This is a genomic window from Vibrio ziniensis (assembly GCF_011064285.1).
GTDB classification, from domain to species: Bacteria; Pseudomonadota; Gammaproteobacteria; order Enterobacterales; family Vibrionaceae; genus Vibrio; species Vibrio ziniensis.
In genome coordinates this window covers 463,429-482,851 of record NZ_CP049331.1, presented here as the reverse complement: position 1 = coordinate 482,851, position 19,423 = coordinate 463,429, and the positions used below count along the sequence as shown (strand labels likewise).

Below are 19,423 nucleotides of genomic sequence, written 5' to 3'. Positions count from 1 at the left end.
AACCTTAACCTTGCCAGTGATAGAGCGCCGGAATTTCTATCAATTGCTGTTCAAACTGTATCAATGTCGTTTGAGGGTTGATTTGTACTAATTTCACACCATCTGATAACTCATCCCCTTCATGATACTCAACACCATTCATTTTTATCCAACGCTTACCCACTGAGCTTGCGTAGACATGGGTTTGAAAATCCATAGCGGGTAGAATACCTGAATATTTTTCTGCATTCTGTACCAATGCTATAGCGCTTGAATTACCGCTTGTGGACGATGACTCACGGCTTTTTAAAGCAGATTCCACTCTCATCACAAGGGCGGGAGATAAGCCACGAAGATCAAGCTGTTCCAAATCTAGAGATGAACTCTCATTCTCTTTTTGATTTATAGGTTGAGGTTCTGAAATGTTTACAACCGTTGTGTTATCGCTTAGCGGTAATTCACGGACCGTATCCAAAGATTCGTTTGTATCATAGGACACAACATAAGTGTTTTTCAGATCGCTAAAGAGGGGATAAGGTAAATAGTCAACTGGCGCAGAAACCTGCTCAACCTGCACAGGTTGACTTAATACTTTTCTGATGTTCTCTTGCTGAAACTGATAGCTTTGATAGCTCAACACAGCAAGTGTTATTGCACTTGGTATAATCGCCATAGCACCATGATACCAACGAAAATTTTTTTTCTTCTCTGTAGCGTAAGCTGCGGGGCGGTAACCGACCGCCATAGCGTTAGTTTGATAACCTTGTTCTGACGATTTAAGAGCATTCATAACTCGAGACATTACGCTCCTCCTAACATTTTAGGTGCAGCCAATTTAGGAGCATCTTGCTGAGTAAGCAACTCTAGGCGGCGTAAGGTTTGTTCCCCAGCAATACCGTCGACATACATATTCTGCCAACGTTGGAACAAAGACACCTTACGCTTCACGTCAGCATCAAATACTTTGGTTTTTCGCTCTGGCTCTCCTAAAATTTGAGACAATTTAAGGTCTAAAAGCGCCACTTCCTCACCTGTCATTCCGCTCTTTAAAGTCTGCGTAAAGCTGGTTCGCCAGAGCAAGTGAAACTCACCTTTCCATAGCGGTGATATCCATTGCTTAGCTATACGAATGCGCTCCCCATTCACAAGTAGCTCTAACTCTTGACCTTCCCATTGATACAACACCGCATAGCTTGGCTTATTTTCAACTTCGAGTGTCAGTACTACAGGAATGTTCAATTGAGAAAGTGTCTGCCAATCCCCACGGCTCGGTATACATTGTAAAAGTGAAGATGTGTCTGGCTGACAAAAGGTATCGGTTACAGATGCTTGATATCCCCACACGGCGTAAAGAGCACGTAATGCGGGTTCTAAGCCTGTCGCTTGCACAAGAGAGTTTTCCAACTGTTTCGGGAACACAATTTCTTGCTGTACCTCTTTTGCTTCTGGTAATGGCCATTCCACCGCCACTTGGTGATTTATTAATGGTGAAAGCCAATAAGCACTAGCAACGGCTAATGATAATCCTAGAATAGAGCACGCTACAGCCATTGACGGGAAGCGAAATGAAGTGTTTTCATCGGAGCGTTGGTACACCGTAGATTGAAAGCTCATTACTTGCTGACAAGCCCATTTCACACGCTCTAGACTCAGTTCCTTTTCACTTGCCTGAAATGCACCTTTCAAAGCACTATCACAGACTAAGTTAATCAGCCTCGGTATACCGTGTGTTTGATGAGCAATCCACTTCGCTCCTTTATTGGAAAACAAATTTCCATCACCACCCGCTTGTTGAAGTCGAAAACGAATATAGTGTGCTGTTTCCATTTCATCGAGTGGCAACAGATGATATCGACCAGTAATCCGTTGAGCTAATTGGCGAAGTTGTGGAAGTTGAAGCTTCTGTTGCAGTTCAGGCTGACCTATCAGTAAAACTTTCAATAATTTTCGACTGTCGGTTTCTAGATTGGTCAGCAACCTCAATTGCTCTAAAACATCAGGAGCAAGATGTTGTGCTTCATCGATAATCAAAAGAATCTGAACACCAGAAGCATGCTTTTCCAGAAGAAATTGATAAAGCGCCTGACTGAGTTTCTTGATAGTTGCTTTTTTGCCATAACTGACAGAAAACTCGTCACAAATAGCTTCCAATAATTCTTGCTCAGAAAAGGTGGGATTGAGAATAAACCCAGCTTGAGTATTGGCAGGTAAATTATCCAGAATAGCCTTCGCCACCGTTGTTTTTCCAGTACCAACTTCACCAGTCAGCATTGCAAAACCACCGCCATCACCTAATCCTTCCTGCAAATGGAAAATGGCTTCTTGGTGGCGTTGGCTTAAATACAAGTAGCGAGAGTTCGGCACGATTGAGAAAGGTAACTCAGCAAAACCGAAAAATTGTTGATACATGCTCCTGCCTCTATCAAAGTAAATATACTCACTCGTTGATGAAGCTCTGAATCCTGCATCTTGAGGTGACTTGAGTATACAGGCAAAGTATCATTGCTGTTGATGATTATCCAATGACATTCATGATTTTTGAGGCTGTTTAGTGCAAGTTTACTTAGTTGGCGGCGCTGTTCGCGACAAGCTACTCAACATTCCGGTATACGATAAGGACTGGGTTGTAGTCGGAAGTAACCCCGATGAAATGCTAAGCCAAGGCTTTACTGCCGTTGGCAAAGACTTCCCTGTATTCTTGCACCCAAAAACCAAACAAGAATATGCTCTCGCTCGAACTGAGCGTAAGTCAGGTTCAGGCTACACTGGCTTTGAATGCCACTTTGCTCCTGATGTCACTTTGGAAGAAGATCTTATCAGACGCGATCTTACGATTAATGCAATGGCACAAACTGAAGACGGCACGCTGATCGATCCCTATGGTGGACAACGTGATCTGAACGATCGAATTCTGCGCCACGTTTCTGACGCGTTTGTTGAAGATCCATTACGCGTGCTTCGCTTAGCACGCTTTGCAGCCAAGCTGACACATCTTGGCTTTACTGTCGCAGAAGAAACCATGTCTCTAATGGCACAAATCGCGAATAGTGGCGAGCTTGAACATTTAACCGCAGAGCGCGTATGGCAGGAGTGGCACAAGTCACTGGCAACGCAAAACCCTGAAGTATTCCTCTCCGTTCTTCGTGATTGTGGTGCTTTAAAAGTGGTTCTGCCAGAACTGGATTGCCTGTTTGGCGTCCCTCAACCAGAGAAGTGGCATCCTGAGATTGATACCGGTGTTCATACTCTAATGGTCGCTAAGCAAGCGGCGAAACTTTCATCTTCATTGCCCGTTCGATTTGCAGCACAAGTTCATGATCTCGGCAAAGGCGTAACTCCTCAATCTGAGTGGCCAAGTCATAAGATGCACTGCCATACAGGCGTGAAAATCATCAAAAAACTATGCGAACGAGTGCGAGTTCCTAATGAATTTAAAGAGCTTGCTCTTTTTGTTTGTGAACAGCACTCAAACGTCCACAGAGCGGCAGAACTTAAAGCCAGCACTAAACTTAAGATACTCAATACAATGGATGTATGGCGTAAACCAGAGCGTTTAGAAGAGATTTTACTTTGCTGCCAAGCAGACCATGCTGGTCGATTAGGTTGTGAAGATAACCCCTACCCGCAAAAAGCGATATTTGAAGATGCTTACAAAGCTGCACTCAGCGTTGAAGTGAAAGATATTATTGCAGACGGTTTTCAGGGCAAAACTATTCGGGATGAGTTAGATAAAAGGCGGATTGAGGCAATTGCTTCTATCAACTAACCTCTACTTCTTTGCTCCTCCACTTTTCAAGGGGAGGTTGGTTGGAATTGCTTAACCTATTAGCTCCGAGCACAGCCCTCCTCTAACTCCCTCTTAAAAAGGGAGAAAACCAAAGAATCCCACCTTACCTTTCTTCAGACAAAAAAATACCTCGCCTAAGCGAGGTATTAATAAAAAGCTTTAAAGCTAAACTTTATTCAGTTAAGAATTAAGCTTGACCTTTAACTTCTTTAAGACCGTTGAAAGGAGCGCGACCAGCTAGAGCTTCTTCGATACGGATAAGTTGGTTGTACTTAGCAACGCGGTCAGAACGGCTCATTGAACCAGTTTTGATTTGACCTGCAGCTGTACCTACCGCTAGATCAGCGATAGTTGCATCTTCAGTTTCGCCAGAACGGTGAGAGATTACTGCTGTGTAACCTGCGTCTTTAGCCATCTTGATTGCAGCTAGAGTCTCTGTTAGAGAACCGATTTGGTTGAACTTGATAAGGATAGAGTTAGCAATGCCTTTCTCGATACCTTGAGCAAGAATCTTAGTGTTAGTTACGAATAGATCGTCACCAACTAGTTGGATCTTGTCGCCTAGAAGTTTAGTTTGGTGTGCGAAACCATCCCAATCAGACTCGTCTAGACCGTCTTCGATAGAAACGATAGGGAATTTCTCAACTAGACCAGCTAGGTAGTGGTTGAACTCTTCAGAAGAGAAAGTTTTACCTTCGCCTTTCATGTTGTAGATGCCAGCGTCTTTGTCGTAGAACTCAGATGCTGCACAGTCCATAGCTAGAGTGATGTCTTTACCTAGAACGTAGCCAGCAGCTGCAACTGCTTCTGCGATAACTTCTAGCGCTTCAGCGTTAGATTTTAGGTTAGGAGCGAAACCACCTTCGTCACCAACTGCAGTGTTGTAACCTTTAGACTTAAGAACTTTAGCTAGGTTGTGGAATACTTCCGCACCCATACGTACAGCTTCTTTAAGAGTTGGAGCACCAACTGGTTGAATCATGAATTCTTGGATATCAACGTTGTTGTCTGCGTGCTCACCACCGTTGATGATGTTCATCATTGGTAGAGGCATAGAGAATACACCTGCAGTGCCGTTTAGCTCAGCGATGTGCTCGTATAGAGGCATGCCTTTAGCTGCAGCAGCAGCTTTAGCGTTCGCTAGAGATACAGCTAGGATTGCGTTAGCACCGAAGTTAGATTTGTTTTCAGTACCGTCTAGGTCGATCATGATTTGGTCAACAGTAGCTTGGTCTTTAGCATCTTTACCAACTAGAGCGTCAGCGATTGGACCATTTACAGCTGCAAGTGCTTTAAGAACACCTTTACCTAGGAAACGTGATTTGTCGCCATCGCGTAGCTCAAGAGCTTCACGAGAACCAGTAGATGCGCCAGATGGAGCTGCAGCCATACCAACGAAACCGCCTTCTAGGTGTACTTCAGCTTCTACAGTTGGGTTACCACGTGAGTCGATGATTTCACGACCTAGAACTTTAACGATCTTAGACATTAATGTTTCCTCTCGTTGAATTTAAATGTCAAAACTATAAAGGACAGCAGCACAACTATCGCTACTGCCCGTATCCTTGTTACTTCTCAGATTCACCGCGTTGGAACTCACCCGCTGCTTTTACGAAACCAGCAAATAATGGGTGACCATCACGAGGGGTTGATGTGAATTCTGGGTGGAACTGCGCTGCTACAAACCATGGGTGAGCAGGGTTCTCAATCACTTCAACCAATTTCTTGTCAGCAGATAAGCCTGAAACTTTTAGGCCAGCTTTTTCGATCTGCGGACGAAGATTATTGTTTACTTCATAACGGTGACGGTGACGTTCATGGATCGTCGCACTACCGTATAGTTGGTAAGCTTTAGTACCTTTTTCTAGGTGACATAGCTGAGAACCTAGACGCATTGTACCGCCAAGGTCAGAAGTCTCAGTACGCTCTTCAACTTTACCTTCACTATCTACCCATTCAGTAATCAAACCTACCACAGGGTACTTAGTGTTTTTGTTAAATTCTGTTGAATGTGCACCTTCCATACCAGCAACGTTACGAGCGTACTCGATAAGCGCTACTTGCATACCTAGACAGATACCTAGGTATGGAACTTTGTTTTCACGGGCGTATTGAGCAGCCATAATCTTGCCTTCAATACCACGGTCACCAAAGCCACCAGGAACTAAGATTGCGTCAAGACCATGTAGAACTTCGAAACCACGAGTTTCTACGTCTTGAGAATCTACATATTTAATCGTCACATTCAAACGATTTTTTAGGCCAGCATGTTTTAATGCTTCGTTGACTGATTTGTAAGCGTCTGGTAGTTCAATGTACTTACCAACCATACCAATGGTGACTTCACCCGTTGGATTCGCTTCTTCGTAAATTACTTGTTCCCATTCAGATAGATCAGCTTCAGGCGCATTGATACCGAAACGAGAACAAACCAAATCATCCAAGCCTTGAGATTTGATCAATTGAGGGATCTTGTAGATTGAATCTACGTCCTTCATTGAAATTACTGCTTTCTCAGAAACGTTACAGAAAAGTGCAATCTTCTTACGCTCGTTTGCTGGGATCATACGGTCGCTACGACAAACTAGGATGTCTGGCTGGATACCGATAGATAGCAGTTCTTTTACAGAGTGTTGAGTTGGCTTAGTTTTCACTTCACCTGCTGCTGCAAGGTAAGGAACGAGAGTCAAGTGCATGAACATTGCGTGCTCACGACCTACTTCGATTGCCAACTGACGAATCGCTTCCATAAATGGTAGAGATTCGATATCACCAACTGTGCCACCAACCTCAACGATAGCCACATCGTGACCTTCGGAGCCCGCGATTACGCGGTCTTTGATAGCATTAGTGATGTGCGGGATAACCTGAATAGTTGCACCAAGGTAGTCACCGCGACGCTCTTTACGTAAAACGTCAGCATAAACACGACCAGCCGTAAAGTTATTGCGTTTGGTCATCTTAGTACGAATAAAACGCTCGTAGTGACCAAGGTCTAGGTCAGTTTCTGCGCCGTCTTCTGTAACAAACACTTCACCATGTTGAGTTGGGCTCATAGTGCCTGGGTCAACGTTGATGTAAGGGTCAAGCTTCATCATGGTCACTTTAAGACCACGAGCTTCTAAAATAGCGGCAAGAGATGCTGCTGCAATACCTTTACCTAGAGAGGATACGACCCCGCCAGTAACAAAAATATAATTTGTCGTCATGTTTAACCTGAAATTGGTTGAATGAGGGAAATGGAATTCTTCTGGACGGGACGAAACTATACCAGAACCCACTTACCGCCACAACGTGAAATCTATCACACTCAGTTTTTAATTTTTTGCTTCAAATCAAATAGCCTTGTTGCAGAATGCGATCTAAGCAATTTAATTGGGGTAATTTTGCCCCAAAAGCCCGTATTAAGAACTTATTACTCTAGACCTTTTTCCCGTCTTTTGACGCGGTCCCACATGCTATCTAATTGTTGCAACGTAAAGTCAGTTAACTCTTTGTTCTGCTCTCTTACTTGAGATTCAACACCTTGGAACCGCCTTACAAACTTACTGTTGGCTTTAGTAAGAGCAACTTCTGGGTCTTTTTTCAGATGTCGAACTAGATTCACCGCCGCAAACAGTAAATCACCCAGTTCTTCTTCGACTTTCTGCTCATCCACTTCAACACTGATAGCTTCAGCAACTACTTCTTCGATTTCTTCATGCACTTTGTCAACAACAGGCCCTAAAGTCGCCCAATCGAAGCCATATTTAGCACACTTCTTCTGAATCTTATTCGCTCGCGATAAGGCTGGCAGCGATTGTGGTATAGAGTCTAGGATACTTTGCTCGCTTTTGCCTACTTGGGCTTTTTCAAGCAATTTTTCCTTTTCCCAATTCGCGTTTATTTCCGCTTCATCAGCAAATTTCGCATCTGAAAAAACATGGGGATGGCGGCGAGTTAGCTTTTCATTGACCGTGTCCACCACGTCACGAAAATCGAACAATCCTTTTTCCTGCGCCATCTGACTGTAGAAAATCACCTGAAATAGCAGATCTCCCAGTTCTTCTTTTAAGTTAGTCCAATCTTGGTTATGAATCGCGTCCACCACTTCGTAGGTTTCTTCAATAGTGTATGGAACAACACTTTCAAAGGTCTGCTTCTTATCCCAAGGACACCCTGTTTCCGGATCACGCAACTTAGCCATGATATCGACAAGTTGTTCAATTGGATGTGTCATGTTGATTTCCTTATAAAAGAAAAAGGTAAGTAGCTAACCACTTACCTTTAATTTCAATCTGTTATCTATTTTATCCGAGACGTTTAACCAGCATGACGTCTTTCACTTGCTCTAAACGTTTAGAGACACGAGCTAAAACTTCGATGTTACTGACCTCAAGTTCGAAGTCCATGGTCACGATTTGGCGTTTGTAATCGCTACGGCTCTTCATGGTGATCACTTTCACCTTTTCGTTGGCAAGCAGACTAGTGATATCTTTTAGCAGACCCACACGCTCCATCGCTTCAACGCGCAGAGTTAGGATATACGAACCGACAAAACCAGAGCCCCAAACGGTATCAATAATACGTTCAGGTGCGTGGTGGCTCAGCTCTTCTAATTGTTCACAGTCACTTCTGTGCACTGAAATACCACGGCCTTGCGTGATGTAACCTTTGATTTCATCACCAGGGATTGGTTGGCAGCAGCGAGCAAGGTGAGTCATCAGGTTATCCACACCTTCAACCACTACCGCATCTTTATGCGGGCGGTGAGGCACTGACGATTTCGACTCATCTCCCTTGAGCTTTTCAAGCACAAGTTTGTCTTCTTCTTCAGCTGTCGGTTTATTCACCAACGCATTGATATGGTTAACGATCTGGTTGATACGTAAATCGCCACTCCCCACACCAACATAAAGTTCATCAGCACTGTTAACGTTAAAGCGTTTCAGAGCGTACTGCTCTGCATCTTTTAGTGTCGCGCCAATTTTCGACAATTCAGTTTCTAGAATTTCACGTCCAGCTTCGAGGTTTTTATCTCGGCTTTGCTTACGGAACCAAGCGTTGATCTTGGCGCGAGCACGACCAGAGTGAACAAAGCCTGTTGCAGGGTTTAACCAGTCACGAGATGGGTTTGGCTCTTTCGCTGTGATAATTTCAACTTGGTCACCCATATGAAGTTTATGAGTGAATGGAACGATTCGTCCGCCCACTTTCGCACCAATACAGCGATGCCCCACTTCAGAGTGAATGTGGTAAGCAAAATCCAGTGGTGTTGCACCCATTGGCAAGTCGACAACATCACCACGCGGTGTAAAGGCATACACACGGTCATCAAACACTTGGCTGCGCAGTTCATCCAACATCTCACCAGAGTCAGACATCTCTTCTTGCCAATCAATCAGTTTACGTAACCAAGTAATTTTCTCGTCGTAACCACTGCGTCCACTGCTTGCACCTTCTTTATATTTCCAGTGTGCAGCAACCCCTAGCTCCGATTCTTCATGCATCTGTTTGGTTCGGATCTGAATCTCAATGGTTTTACCTTCAGGCCCTAGAATGACAGTATGAATCGACTGATAACCGTTTGGTTTTGGGTTCGCCACATAGTCATCGAACTCGCTTGGTAAATGCTTAAACTGAGTATGCACAATACCTAGAGCGGCATAACAGTCTTGCAGTTTGTCTGCAATGATACGTACAGCCCGCACGTCAAACAGCTCATCAAATGCCAGATTCTTCTTCTGCATTTTGCGCCAGATACTGTAAATGTGCTTAGGGCGTCCGCTGACTTCTGCGTTGATGTGTGCCGCTTTCATTTCTGAGCTCAAATTATCAACAAAGTCACGGATGTACTGTTCACGGACAATACGACGCTCCGAAAGCTGTTTCGCAATTTGCTTATAAGTATCTGGTTGTTGATAGCGGAATGCGTAGTCTTCAATTTCCCACTTGAGCTGACCGATACCTAAGCGGTTTGCCAGTGGAGCATAGATATTGGCACACTCTTTTGCTGCCGAGCGACGTACATCATCCGGCTGATCTTTTACTTCACGAAGGTTACAGATTCGCTCTGCAAGTTTGATGACCACGCAACGGAAGTCATCAACCATCGCCAGCAGCATGCGACGTACGTTATCGACTTGTGCTGACGCTTCGCTGCCTTGCATAGTGATATTGAGTTGACCGATCGCCGCCATCTCTTCGACACCAGAGATCAATTTGATGATCTCTTTACCGTAGTGTTCTTCAACTTCCTCGCGATCCACTAAGCCACTGGTCGCAATAGGAAATAGCAACGCTGATACTAACGTTGGGCGATCCATCGATAGAGTGATCAAAATTTCGATCATTTCGCGACCACGCCATAACAACAATGGACCTCTTGCATTGCCCACCAAGAAATTCTCACATTGGTGATATACCTCTGTAAGTTTTGCTGCTGTTTTTGGATCTTGACGTAAACTAGAAATCCACTTTTCTAGCTCAAACTGTTCGTCTGGGTTTAAGTGTGCGCTACGTACCGCGACCATCTTTTTATCCTAATTCTTATAATTTGCGAGTCATTAAAGGAAATTCCTCTAACAACCCTGGAATACCTATTCTACTCTGGTTGAACGAAAGAAGTCCGTTCAATAACCAAGTTTTACACTTTTGCTTTTTAGTTATATTTTGACAAATAGAGCCATCGATTCTAAATGGCTAGTATGTGGGAACATATCCAGCATACCGAGTTTTTTGAGTTGATATCCTTGCTCAAGCAAACTTTGGCTATCACGAGCAAGCGTAGCAGGGTTACACGAAACATACACAACTTGCTCAGCACCTAAACTAGAAAGCTGATCCACAATTCCGACCGCGCCAGCTCGCGCAGGATCAAGCAGAACCTTGTTAAACTGCTCTTTCGCCCAGATTTCTCCGATAAACTCCTGTTCAAGATTAGCCTGATAAAATTCAACATTTTTAATATTGTTGTGTAGAGCGTTACTCTTGGCAATCTCTACCATTTCATCAACACCCTCGATGCCAACAACTTTATCTGCCAACTTGGCTAGCGGCAGGCTGAAGTTACCCAAACCGCAGAACAAATCTAGCACACGATCGTCTTTTTGAACGTCCAACCACTCAAGAGCCTGTTCAACCATTCTCTGGTTAACTTGCTGGTTTACCTGAATAAAGTTGTTTGGTAAAAACGGAATCGTTACCCCAACTTCCTGATAATAAGCTTGTTCGCCCATTACCTTATTCAGTTGATTAGCGTCTGGCACAACATAAAGAGTTAACTGATGTTTTTGAGAGAAATCTTTTAACGCAGCAACATCTTTGTCCGCTAACGGCGCCAAATGGCGCAGAACCAACACCGAAGTATTGTCACCTTTAACCAGTTCTATATGACCCAGTTGGTCCGGCTTTTTAAAACCACTCAACAGTGCTTTTAGCTCTGGAAGCAGTGCATTCAAACTCGGTTCCAACACAGCACAATCGGTTACTGTGACGATATCTTTGCTCTGCTTACGACGAAATCCAAACTGCAATTGCTGGCTCTTCTTATCCCACATCATACTAATACGAGCACGGCGACGGTAACCTTTCTCCGAGCAAGCAACGGGAGCAGAAAGAGTAAGCTCTTGCCCGGAAAACTTAGTCATCAATTGACTCAGTGCCTGCTGCTTGTGTTCAATCTGAGCCTCATGAGATAGATGCTGTAAATCACAGCCACCACACTGCGAATAATGAGGACAGAAGGGCGCAATGCGCTGCTTACTTGGCTTTAGCACTTTAATTAACTTAGCGCGGGCAAATTTACTTTTGCTTTCGCTCAATTGGATCAGAACTTCTTCATCCGCCAATGCGCCATCGATAAACACGGGCTTCTTATCAATATAGGCAATGCCTGCACCTAAATGGTCGAGCTTTTGAACGCTCACTGCTTGATGTTTAGTATCTAAAGCGCTGCGCTTTTTCGGTTGGAAGAAACGTGCCATGTTCTATGCCTAATCTATTTGTTTTTGCCCCAGCGTCACTATTCTGCTTGGGGAGCATTGTCGAAGCTAAGGTTCTTGAATTAAGCTAACCATAATTTGAGTAGCTGGCTAGCTGTAGAGTCGGCTATTTTCCCATATCCACACCATGATGTTTAGACAATAATGACCAGATACGGCTTACGCGCACGTGTAATTACACTCACTTTGGCTCCAACCCTAATTATTGGGCTACTTTTGAGTGCGTTATTCTCATTCAACCGTTATCACGATTTAGAGACACAAGTGCTCAACTCGGGTGCAAGTATTATCGAACCGCTAGCAATTGCCAGTGAAGACGCGCTAAAAAATCAAAGCCGCGAATCGGTCAGACGCATCATCAGCTACGCCCACCGCAAAAACTCCACCATAGTGCGCAGTATTGCGGTATTTGATGCCAATCATGAGCTATTCGTTACATCGAACTTCCATCCGAATTTTGAAGCTCTGATGTATCCAAAAGACAAACCAATTCCGGTGCTCAGCAGTTCTCAGCTCGATGAAAATACGCTTATTTTGCGTACCCCGATTCTGGCAGAAACCTTGTTCAATGATAGCTCACTGAATAATTCTTCGGCTCCCGTACTTGGCTACATTGCTATTGAACTCGATCTTTCATCATTGCGTTTGCAGCAATATCAGGAAATTTTCTCTGCCTGTTTGGTTTTGATTCTGGGTTTAGTGCTGTCTGGTGTATTCGCCTTTCGCTTGATGCACGATGTTACCCGCCCAATCATTCACATGAAAAACGTGGTTGACCGTATCCGTCGAGGTCATTTGGATGTGCGAATTGAAGGTCGTATGCATGGCGAATTGGATGACCTTAAAAAAGGTATCAACGCCATGGCGGTGTCTTTGTCGGAATACCATGTTGAGATGCAACACAGTATTGACCAAGCTACTTCTGACTTACGTGAAACTCTAGAACAGCTTGAGATTCAAAACGTTGAATTGGACATTGCTAAAAAACGCGCACAAGAAGCAGCGCGAGTGAAGTCAGAATTTCTAGCGAACATGTCGCACGAGCTGCGTACCCCATTAAATGGTGTTATTGGTTTTACGCGTCAGATGCTGAAAACTCAACTCACCAACAGCCAAGCCGATTATCTGCAAACCATCGAGAAATCTGCAAATAACCTGCTGACCATCATCAACGACATTCTCGACTTCTCGAAACTGGAAGCGGGTAAGCTGGCTCTGGAAAATATTCCGTTTGAGTTCCAAGACTCGCTAGAAGAAGTGGTCAACTTACAAGCAGCAAGTGCCCACGAGAAAGGACTGGAAATTACGCTTAAGGTAGATCCTAAAATTCCAGCTGGTTTGGTCGGTGACCCACTACGTATTCAGCAAGTACTTACTAACTTGGTGGGTAACTCCATCAAATTTACAGAACGTGGCAACATCGATATTAGTGTTGAACTGCGCTCTCAACGTGATGACTTTGTCGAACTGCAATTCATGGTGCGAGATACTGGTATCGGTATTTCAGAGCGTCAACAAGCTCAACTTTTCCAAGCCTTCAGCCAAGCTGATGCCAGTATTTCACGCCGCTACGGTGGTACAGGTTTAGGTCTTGTTATTACCCAGAAACTGGTCAGTCAAATGGGTGGTGAAATCAGTTTAACCAGTCGTCTGCACCAAGGTTCTACCTTCTGGTTTAACTTACGCTTAATGACCACTGATCTACCTATGCACGACTGGCTTGATCCTCAAGCTCTGCGTAATAAACAGATACTGCTGGTTGAACCTAACATGCAAGCAGCATCTATTGTTCAGCACACCCTAGTCCAAGCTGGATTGAATGTGGTTTACCGCTCGGCTATCCCTGCTGAATCTGAGCAATACGACTATGTTCTACTGAACCTAGCTCCGAGCAAAGAGACAGATGAAACACTCGTTCAACAATGGGTTGAGAAAGCACTCTCCATTGCGGAAAATGTAGTTGTAGGTACGCCAAGTACCGAACTGGCGCTTGCTGATCTGTTAATGCAGAAATACCCAGTGCAATGTATTACTAAACCACTGTCACGTAAGAAGCTGCTACAGACGTTGATAGCCAATCAACCAACGCGGATTGAAAAATATGTTGAGCTTATTCCTCATATTGAAAAATTACCTCTAACCGTTATGGCGGTAGATGACAACCCAGCCAACTTAAAACTGATCACCGCCCTTCTCCAAGAGCGCGTGGATACCGTAGTGTCTTGTAGCAGTGGTGAGGATGCTATTGAACAAGCGAAAGAGTGTCATTTCGACATCATATTGATGGACATTCAAATGCCTAAGATGGATGGTGTGACCGCGTGTAATGAGATTAAGAAGCTGAAAACAAATGCGACAACACCAGTTATTGCGGTCACTGCTCACGCAATGGAAGGTGAACGAGAAAGATTGCTCAAATCTGGCATGGATGACTACCTCACCAAGCCGATTGAAGAGCATATCTTACAGCAAGTACTCCTGCATTGGAGTCCAAAGTCTGAGTCTGAAAAAGTAGACGCTCTTGAACATCAAGAACCGATCGCATTAGAAGAAATTCAGGATGATGAGCCTGCTACAGTCAATACGGCTATTGCTATCGATTGGCAGTTGGCGTTGAGACAAGCAGCAAACAAAGAGGACTTAGCGCAAGATATGCTAAAGATGTTGGTCGATTCTTTCAAAGAGATCAATCAAGTGATTGAGATGGCTTTTAACGATGATGAATATCCTGCAACCGATCTGCTGCATCATATTCATAAACTACATGGTAGCTGCTCATACAGTGGCGTACCACGCTTGAAAAAGGTGTGTGAAACTCTAGAACAAACCCTGCGTTCAGGAGCAAGCGTACAAGATGTAGAGCCGGAACTGTTTGAGCTTCAGGACGAAATGGAGAAAGTGGTAGCAAGCGCTGACCCATATTTGGTTTAAGCGATATTGCTTAGTTAGCTTGTGATTAAGAATCTTGCTCTAACAAACTTCCCCTAACAAACATGCGTATAGAGAAAGAGGTGCTTTAAGCACCTCTTTTTATTGAGTTTGAAAATTATTGAGTTTGGAAACTCTCATGTGGATTAAGATTCAAGAATAACCGTTGCTACCGCGTAATGACGCTCATCTGAAATGGTAAGGTGAACAGAACGAACCGAAGAAACTTGAGCAATTTGCTGCGCTTTCCCCGATAAGGTAAGAACTGGCTTGCCATTCTCATCATTGCTGATTTCAAAATCCTGAAAACTTACGCCATGCGCGATACCAGTTCCCAACGCTTTTGACGCGGCTTCTTTCGCTGCGAAACGCTTAGCCAAAAAACGCCCTTTCTGCTTCAAGTGGCTAAACACTTCGAGCTCACTCTCTGTCAAAATTCTCTGGGCAAAAGCTTCGCCACTTCGATTGAGCGCCTTTTCTATACGCTCAATCTCAGCAATATCTGTTCCCAATCCAACGATCATTAACGACGCGCATCCAGCATGATAGCTTTCATGTCTGCAACCGCTTTTGGTAAGCCATCAAACAGCGCACGACCGATGATTGCATGACCAATGTTCAGTTCGTAAATTTCTGGAATTTGTGCAATAGCAGCCACGTTATGGTACGTCAAACCATGACCTGCGTTAACTGTGATGCCTTGGTCAGCCGCGTAGCTTGCTGCTGCTGCAATCTTTTTAAGTTCGTCTTGTTGATCCGCTTCGGTTTTCGCATCAGCGTAATGACCGGTGTGCAACTCAATAAACGGTGCGCCACATTTCTTAGCAGCATCGATTTGCTCACGGTCAGCATCGATAAATAGAGACACTTTGATACCCGCTTCAGTCAGCTTTTGCGTCGCCGCTTTCACTTTTTCTAACTGCCCAATCACGTCCAAGCCACCTTCTGTGGTCAGCTCTTCACGTTTTTCAGGTACAAGACAAACAAACTCTGGTGCAGTGTCTAGAGCGATTTGAACCATTTCGTCTGTTACCGCCATTTCCAGATTCATGCGAGTCTGAATCGTTTCTTTCAGAATACGTACGTCACGGTCTCTGATGTGGCGACGGTCTTCACGTAGGTGAATAGTAATACCGTCAGCACCTGCACGCTCTGCGATTTCCGCTGCATGAACTGGATCTGGGTATTGAGTACCACGTGCGTTACGCACTGTCGCGATATGGTCAATATTAACGCCTAAATAAATTGAGCTCATTTTCCTACACTCCGTGCTCAAGAGAGACTGCCTCTTGAAATTAATTTTTGGGGAGTTGCTTGCCTAAACAACTCTCTGCTTTTTAAAGGTTTGCCGCCAAGATACGGCTTTAAAGCGATACGTGTAAAGCGTTTTGCCGCTTGAAGTTGCTCTTTTGTGCTAAAGCGCCGTTCACTGATCGCTATTAATTCATTACCAAGGAAAGTGAGATTATCGCGCCTCACGGATGCAATAAACCCCTTCTGTTCTCGATATCGATAAGTCATGTCGGGATCAACTGGCTCGCCCGTTCCTGCACAATGCATAAAATCAACGCCATAACCCATAGCCGAAAGCAATGCCAGTTCAAAGCGACGCAACGCAGGTTCTGGGTTTTCACTTTGTGCAAGTTCAGTTAACGCGGTGAGATAATCATGGAACAAACCTGGAGCAGGAACTTCTGGCATCAACACTCGGCCAATCAGTTCGTTGACGTACATGGCCGAATACAGGCATATGCCCGTTAATGGAAGTCCGAGGCTGATTGCTTCTGCCTGACGTAAGGTTTTCATCGAGCCATTACCAGACCACTTGAGTAGCAGTGGCGTAAATGCCTGTAATGCCCCTTTGGTTGTTGAACGCTTACTCCTTGCCCCTTTCGCCATAATGCTCACACGACCATATTCTTCACTGAATACGTCAAGAATTAAGCTGGTCTCGCTATATGGGCGGCGGTGTAATACAAAGCAGCGCTGTAAACCGTCAGACATAATGTGAATCCAAATACAGGAACAAGGACAACAAGGATAGAGACAGATAAAAATCTGGCCCCATGATATGGAGCCAGATTACAAGATTATAGGTCGTCGATATAGCCTAATGAACGAAGTGCACGTTCATCATCAGCCCAACCAGATTTCACTTTGACCCAAGTTTCTAGATAAACTTTGCGACCAAACAACTCTTCCATATCCAAACGTGCTTCACGACCAATGGTTTTGATCTTTTCGCCGTTCTTACCAATCACCATCTTCTTCTGACCAATACGTTCAACCAGAATCAGGGCGTTAATATGGAAACCATCGGTATCAGGGTTATAGTCGAAACGCTCAATTTCAACCGTTACCGAGTAAGGCAGCTCTTCACCAGTGAATCGCATTAGCTTTTCACGGATGATTTCTGAAGCCATAAAGCGTTGTGAACGGTCTGTCACATACTCTTCAGGGAAATGGTGAACCGCTTTTGGTAAGTGCTCACGTACGTGCTTACGCAGTACATCAACGTTTTTACCCAGTTTCGCTGAAATAGGCACAACATCGACAAAGTTCATGCGTTCAGACATTGCCTGCATGTGCAGCATCACTTCATTACGATCTTTCACGTTGTCGACTTTGTTAACACAAAGAATCACAGGGAAGTTCGCTTTCTGAAGTTTAGTCAGAACCATTTCATCGTCTTCAGTCCAATGCGTACCGTCAACAAGGAATAACACCAAGTTCACATCGCTTAGAGAACTGTTTGCCGCACGGTTCATCAAACGGTTGATCGCACGTTTCTCTTCGATATGTAGCCCAGGAGTATCAACATAAATAGCTTGATAGTCACCTTGTGTATCGACACCCATAATACGGTGGCGAGTGGTTTGCGGCTTACGTGAAGTAATCGAAATTTTCTGACCAAGGATATTGTTCAGTAGCGTAGATTTACCCACGTTTGGGCGACCTACGATAGCGACGAATCCACAGTGCTGGTTCTCTGGTAATGACGCTTCAACTTTGACGTCGTCACCTTCTGATGCAAAGAATGCATCAATATCAAATTCTTTATCAGCCATTGCTTAATTGCTCTAGTGCAGTCTCAGCAGCCGCTTGTTCTGCCTTGCGGCGGCTGGTACCTTTACCAATCACAGGCATTCCAATACCTGCTATATCACACGAAACAGTGAATTCCTGATTGTGTGCTTCACCTTTAATATTAGTCACTGTGTAAACAGGTAGAGGCTTTCTTCTGCCTTGCAAAAATTCTTGCAGGCGAGTTTTTGGATCTTTCTGTGACACACCAGGCTTAATCGCATCGAGGCGAGTTTGATACCAGCTTAAAATAATGCCACGAACCACTTCAGTGCCGCTGTCTAAATAGATAGCACCTATGATTGCTTCAACGGCATCAGCTAGGATTGAATCACGACGGAAGCCACCGCTTTTCAACTCGCCTGGACCTAATTTTAAGTAATCTCCTAGTTCGAATTCACGACCTAGTTCAGCCAGCGTATGACCACGAACCAACGTAGCACGCATACGACTCATATCGCCTTCATTGATCTTCGGGAAGCGGTGATACAAATCATCAGCAATGACAAAACTTAAAATTGAATCGCCCAGAAATTCAAGACGTTCATTGTGTTTACCATTGGCACTGCGGTGAGTCAGTGCCAAATCAAGAAGCTCAGCATCTTTAAACTGATAGGTGAGCTTTGTTTCTAATCTACTAACTGGAGAAGTCATACTCTCTCGATGTGTTGCGGGGCTGATTCAATCAGCCCTAGTTAATGCCACCGATGCGGCTAAAGCGCACACCAGTTGGAATCCAAGCAGGAATCACGCTATCAGCATCTCGGTCAAACTCAAAGCTTACCCAGATTGCAACCGCTCTACCCACTAAGTTGGCTTCTGGAACAAAGCCCCAGAAACGGCTGTCAGCACTGTTGTCACGGTTATCGCCCATTACAAAGTAGTGCCCTTGAGGAACAACCCACTCATTGACACCACTACGTGGTGCATAGCTACGTACATCGTCAATACGCAGTGGATTGATCAAAATATTATGCTTTACTTCACCTAGCTGCTCGTCAAGTTGCATCATTGGAATGTTGTTCTGAGTAAACTCACTTTCCTGCACATTGGACAGCTTGATAGGGTTACAAGTTGTATCGCCAGCACTTTGTACACAAATCTGCTTGTCACGGCTGTAACGCACAATGTCTCCCGGCATACCAACTACACGCTTAATATAGTCAATACTTGGATTTTGCGGGAACTTGAACACCACAATATCACCGCGCTCTGGTTTGCCCGTTTCAACTAGCTGTGTACGCCATACCGGATCTTTCAAGCCGTATGCGTATTTTTCAACAAGAATAAAGTCGCCCACCAGCAGCGTTGGCATCATAGAGCCTGACGGAATTTGGAACGGTTCGAACACAAATGAACGCAGTACTAAAACGAATGCGATCACAGGGAAAATAGAAACTGAGTTCTCAATCCACCACGGTTGCGGTGCGACTTTGGTCGTCAAACTGGTATCAATACTGTCTGGTTCGGCTTTTAACTGGCGTGCCACGTTTTCATGGCGCTTCTTCGCCCAAACCCATTTTTCTAACGCCCATACAATTCCGGTAACAAAAGTGACCAGAACTAAAATGAGTGAGAATGTATTAGCCATTGACTTCCCTTATCTAAAAAATACGAAAGTGAAAGAGCCGAGACTCTTTCACTTGCGAGTTAATACGTATAC

15 protein-coding genes are annotated in these 19,423 nt (G+C 44.5%); 2 read left to right on the top strand and 13 right to left on the bottom strand.

Annotated elements, in window-relative coordinates; all coding sequences use genetic code 11:
* Nucleotides 1–4 precede the first annotated feature (4 nt).
* Nucleotides 5–781, bottom strand: coding sequence for a general secretion pathway protein GspB (locus G5S32_RS02265; RefSeq protein ID WP_165310285.1), 777 nt, complete (start codon nucleotides 779–781; stop codon nucleotides 5–7).
* Nucleotides 781–2,388: an ExeA family protein gene (locus G5S32_RS02260; protein ID WP_165310284.1), complete on the bottom strand. Its 1,608-nt coding sequence runs from the start codon at nucleotides 2,386–2,388 to the stop codon at nucleotides 781–783. The genes G5S32_RS02265 and G5S32_RS02260 overlap by 1 nt, the downstream gene beginning before the upstream one ends.
* A 142-nt stretch (nucleotides 2,389–2,530) precedes the next feature.
* Here G5S32_RS02260 and G5S32_RS02255 point away from each other — a divergent pair, with 142 nt between their 5' ends.
* The gene (locus G5S32_RS02255) at nucleotides 2,531–3,745 is read left to right on the top strand and encodes a multifunctional CCA addition/repair protein (RefSeq protein ID WP_165310283.1); all 1,215 of its coding nucleotides are present in this window, start codon (nucleotides 2,531–2,533) and stop codon (nucleotides 3,743–3,745) included.
* 208 nt (nucleotides 3,746–3,953) lie between these two features.
* Here G5S32_RS02255 and eno read toward each other — a convergent pair whose 3' ends face one another.
* The 5 genes from eno to rlmD all read right to left on the bottom strand — a co-directional run bounded on the left by eno (nucleotide 3,954) and on the right by rlmD (nucleotide 11,730).
* Entirely contained in the window at nucleotides 3,954–5,255 is a 1,302-nt protein-coding gene (gene eno, locus G5S32_RS02250) for a phosphopyruvate hydratase (protein WP_165310282.1), read from the bottom strand.
* 79 nt (nucleotides 5,256–5,334) lie between these two features.
* The gene (pyrG, locus tag G5S32_RS02245; RefSeq protein WP_165310281.1) at nucleotides 5,335–6,975 is read right to left on the bottom strand and encodes a CTP synthase; all 1,641 of its coding nucleotides are present in this window, start codon (nucleotides 6,973–6,975) and stop codon (nucleotides 5,335–5,337) included.
* A gap of 206 nt (nucleotides 6,976–7,181) precedes the next feature.
* Nucleotides 7,182–7,985, bottom strand: coding sequence for a nucleoside triphosphate pyrophosphohydrolase (gene mazG / locus G5S32_RS02240; protein WP_165310280.1), 804 nt, complete (start codon nucleotides 7,983–7,985; stop codon nucleotides 7,182–7,184).
* Between the two features lie 70 nt (nucleotides 7,986–8,055).
* Nucleotides 8,056–10,278, bottom strand: coding sequence for a GTP diphosphokinase (gene relA / locus G5S32_RS02235; RefSeq protein ID WP_165310279.1), 2,223 nt, complete (start codon nucleotides 10,276–10,278; stop codon nucleotides 8,056–8,058).
* A 132-nt stretch (nucleotides 10,279–10,410) separates the two neighbouring features.
* Nucleotides 10,411–11,730 carry a 23S rRNA (uracil(1939)-C(5))-methyltransferase RlmD gene (rlmD, locus tag G5S32_RS02230; protein ID WP_165310278.1) on the bottom strand — a complete coding sequence of 440 codons (1,320 nt, stop codon included), beginning with the start codon at nucleotides 11,728–11,730 and terminating at the stop codon, nucleotides 10,411–10,413.
* 162 nt (nucleotides 11,731–11,892) lie between these two features.
* Between rlmD and barA the strand changes: the two genes are divergently transcribed.
* A complete protein-coding gene (gene barA / locus G5S32_RS02225) occupies nucleotides 11,893–14,679 on the top strand; it encodes a two-component sensor histidine kinase BarA (RefSeq protein WP_165310277.1) in 2,787 nt (928 codons plus the stop codon).
* A 143-nt stretch (nucleotides 14,680–14,822) separates the two neighbouring features.
* Here the strand turns inward: barA and acpS are convergent, their stop codons facing one another.
* The 6 genes from acpS to lepB form a co-directional block, all read right to left on the bottom strand.
* Nucleotides 14,823–15,200 carry a holo-ACP synthase gene (acpS, locus tag G5S32_RS02220; protein ID WP_165310276.1) on the bottom strand — a complete coding sequence of 126 codons (378 nt, stop codon included), beginning with the start codon at nucleotides 15,198–15,200 and terminating at the stop codon, nucleotides 14,823–14,825.
* Nucleotides 15,200–15,931, bottom strand: a complete 732-nt coding sequence (gene pdxJ, locus G5S32_RS02215; RefSeq protein ID WP_165310275.1) for a pyridoxine 5'-phosphate synthase — start codon at nucleotides 15,929–15,931, stop codon at nucleotides 15,200–15,202. The genes acpS and pdxJ overlap by 1 nt, the downstream gene beginning before the upstream one ends.
* 17 nt (nucleotides 15,932–15,948) lie before the next feature.
* Nucleotides 15,949–16,680, bottom strand: a complete 732-nt coding sequence (recO, locus tag G5S32_RS02210; protein WP_165310274.1) for a DNA repair protein RecO — start codon at nucleotides 16,678–16,680, stop codon at nucleotides 15,949–15,951.
* A gap of 86 nt (nucleotides 16,681–16,766) precedes the next feature.
* Nucleotides 16,767–17,744 (bottom strand): GTPase Era, encoded by a 978-nt coding sequence (gene era, locus G5S32_RS02205; protein ID WP_165310273.1) that lies wholly within the window; start codon nucleotides 17,742–17,744, stop codon nucleotides 16,767–16,769.
* Nucleotides 17,737–18,414 (bottom strand): ribonuclease III, encoded by a 678-nt coding sequence (gene rnc / locus G5S32_RS02200; RefSeq protein ID WP_165310272.1) that lies wholly within the window; start codon nucleotides 18,412–18,414, stop codon nucleotides 17,737–17,739. Before rnc ends, era begins: the two co-directional genes overlap by 8 nt.
* Before the next feature lie 37 nt (nucleotides 18,415–18,451).
* Nucleotides 18,452–19,351 carry a signal peptidase I gene (gene lepB, locus G5S32_RS02195; protein ID WP_165310271.1) on the bottom strand — a complete coding sequence of 300 codons (900 nt, stop codon included), beginning with the start codon at nucleotides 19,349–19,351 and terminating at the stop codon, nucleotides 18,452–18,454.
* Nucleotides 19,352–19,423: the final 72 nt, after the last annotated feature.

Coding starts and splice junctions, on each gene's coding strand:
- G5S32_RS02265 (WP_165310285.1), bottom strand. CDS start 781: ATGTCTCGAGTTATGAATGCTCTTAAATCGTCAGAACAAGGTTATCAA.
- G5S32_RS02260 (WP_165310284.1), bottom strand. CDS start 2,388: ATGTATCAACAATTTTTCGGTTTTGCTGAGTTACCTTTCTCAATCGTG.
- eno (WP_165310282.1), bottom strand. CDS start 5,255: ATGTCTAAGATCGTTAAAGTTCTAGGTCGTGAAATCATCGACTCACGT.
- pyrG (WP_165310281.1), bottom strand. CDS start 6,975: ATGACGACAAATTATATTTTTGTTACTGGCGGGGTCGTATCCTCTCTA.
- mazG (WP_165310280.1), bottom strand. CDS start 7,985: ATGACACATCCAATTGAACAACTTGTCGATATCATGGCTAAGTTGCGT.
- relA (WP_165310279.1), bottom strand. CDS start 10,278: ATGGTCGCGGTACGTAGCGCACACTTAAACCCAGACGAACAGTTTGAG.
- rlmD (WP_165310278.1), bottom strand. CDS start 11,730: ATGGCACGTTTCTTCCAACCGAAAAAGCGCAGCGCTTTAGATACTAAA.
- barA (WP_165310277.1), top strand. CDS start 11,893: ATGACCAGATACGGCTTACGCGCACGTGTAATTACACTCACTTTGGCT.
- acpS (WP_165310276.1), bottom strand. CDS start 15,200: ATGATCGTTGGATTGGGAACAGATATTGCTGAGATTGAGCGTATAGAA.
- pdxJ (WP_165310275.1), bottom strand. CDS start 15,931: ATGAGCTCAATTTATTTAGGCGTTAATATTGACCATATCGCGACAGTG.
- recO (WP_165310274.1), bottom strand. CDS start 16,680: ATGTCTGACGGTTTACAGCGCTGCTTTGTATTACACCGCCGCCCATAT.
- era (WP_165310273.1), bottom strand. CDS start 17,744: ATGGCTGATAAAGAATTTGATATTGATGCATTCTTTGCATCAGAAGGT.
- rnc (WP_165310272.1), bottom strand. CDS start 18,414: ATGACTTCTCCAGTTAGTAGATTAGAAACAAAGCTCACCTATCAGTTT.
- lepB (WP_165310271.1), bottom strand. CDS start 19,351: ATGGCTAATACATTCTCACTCATTTTAGTTCTGGTCACTTTTGTTACC.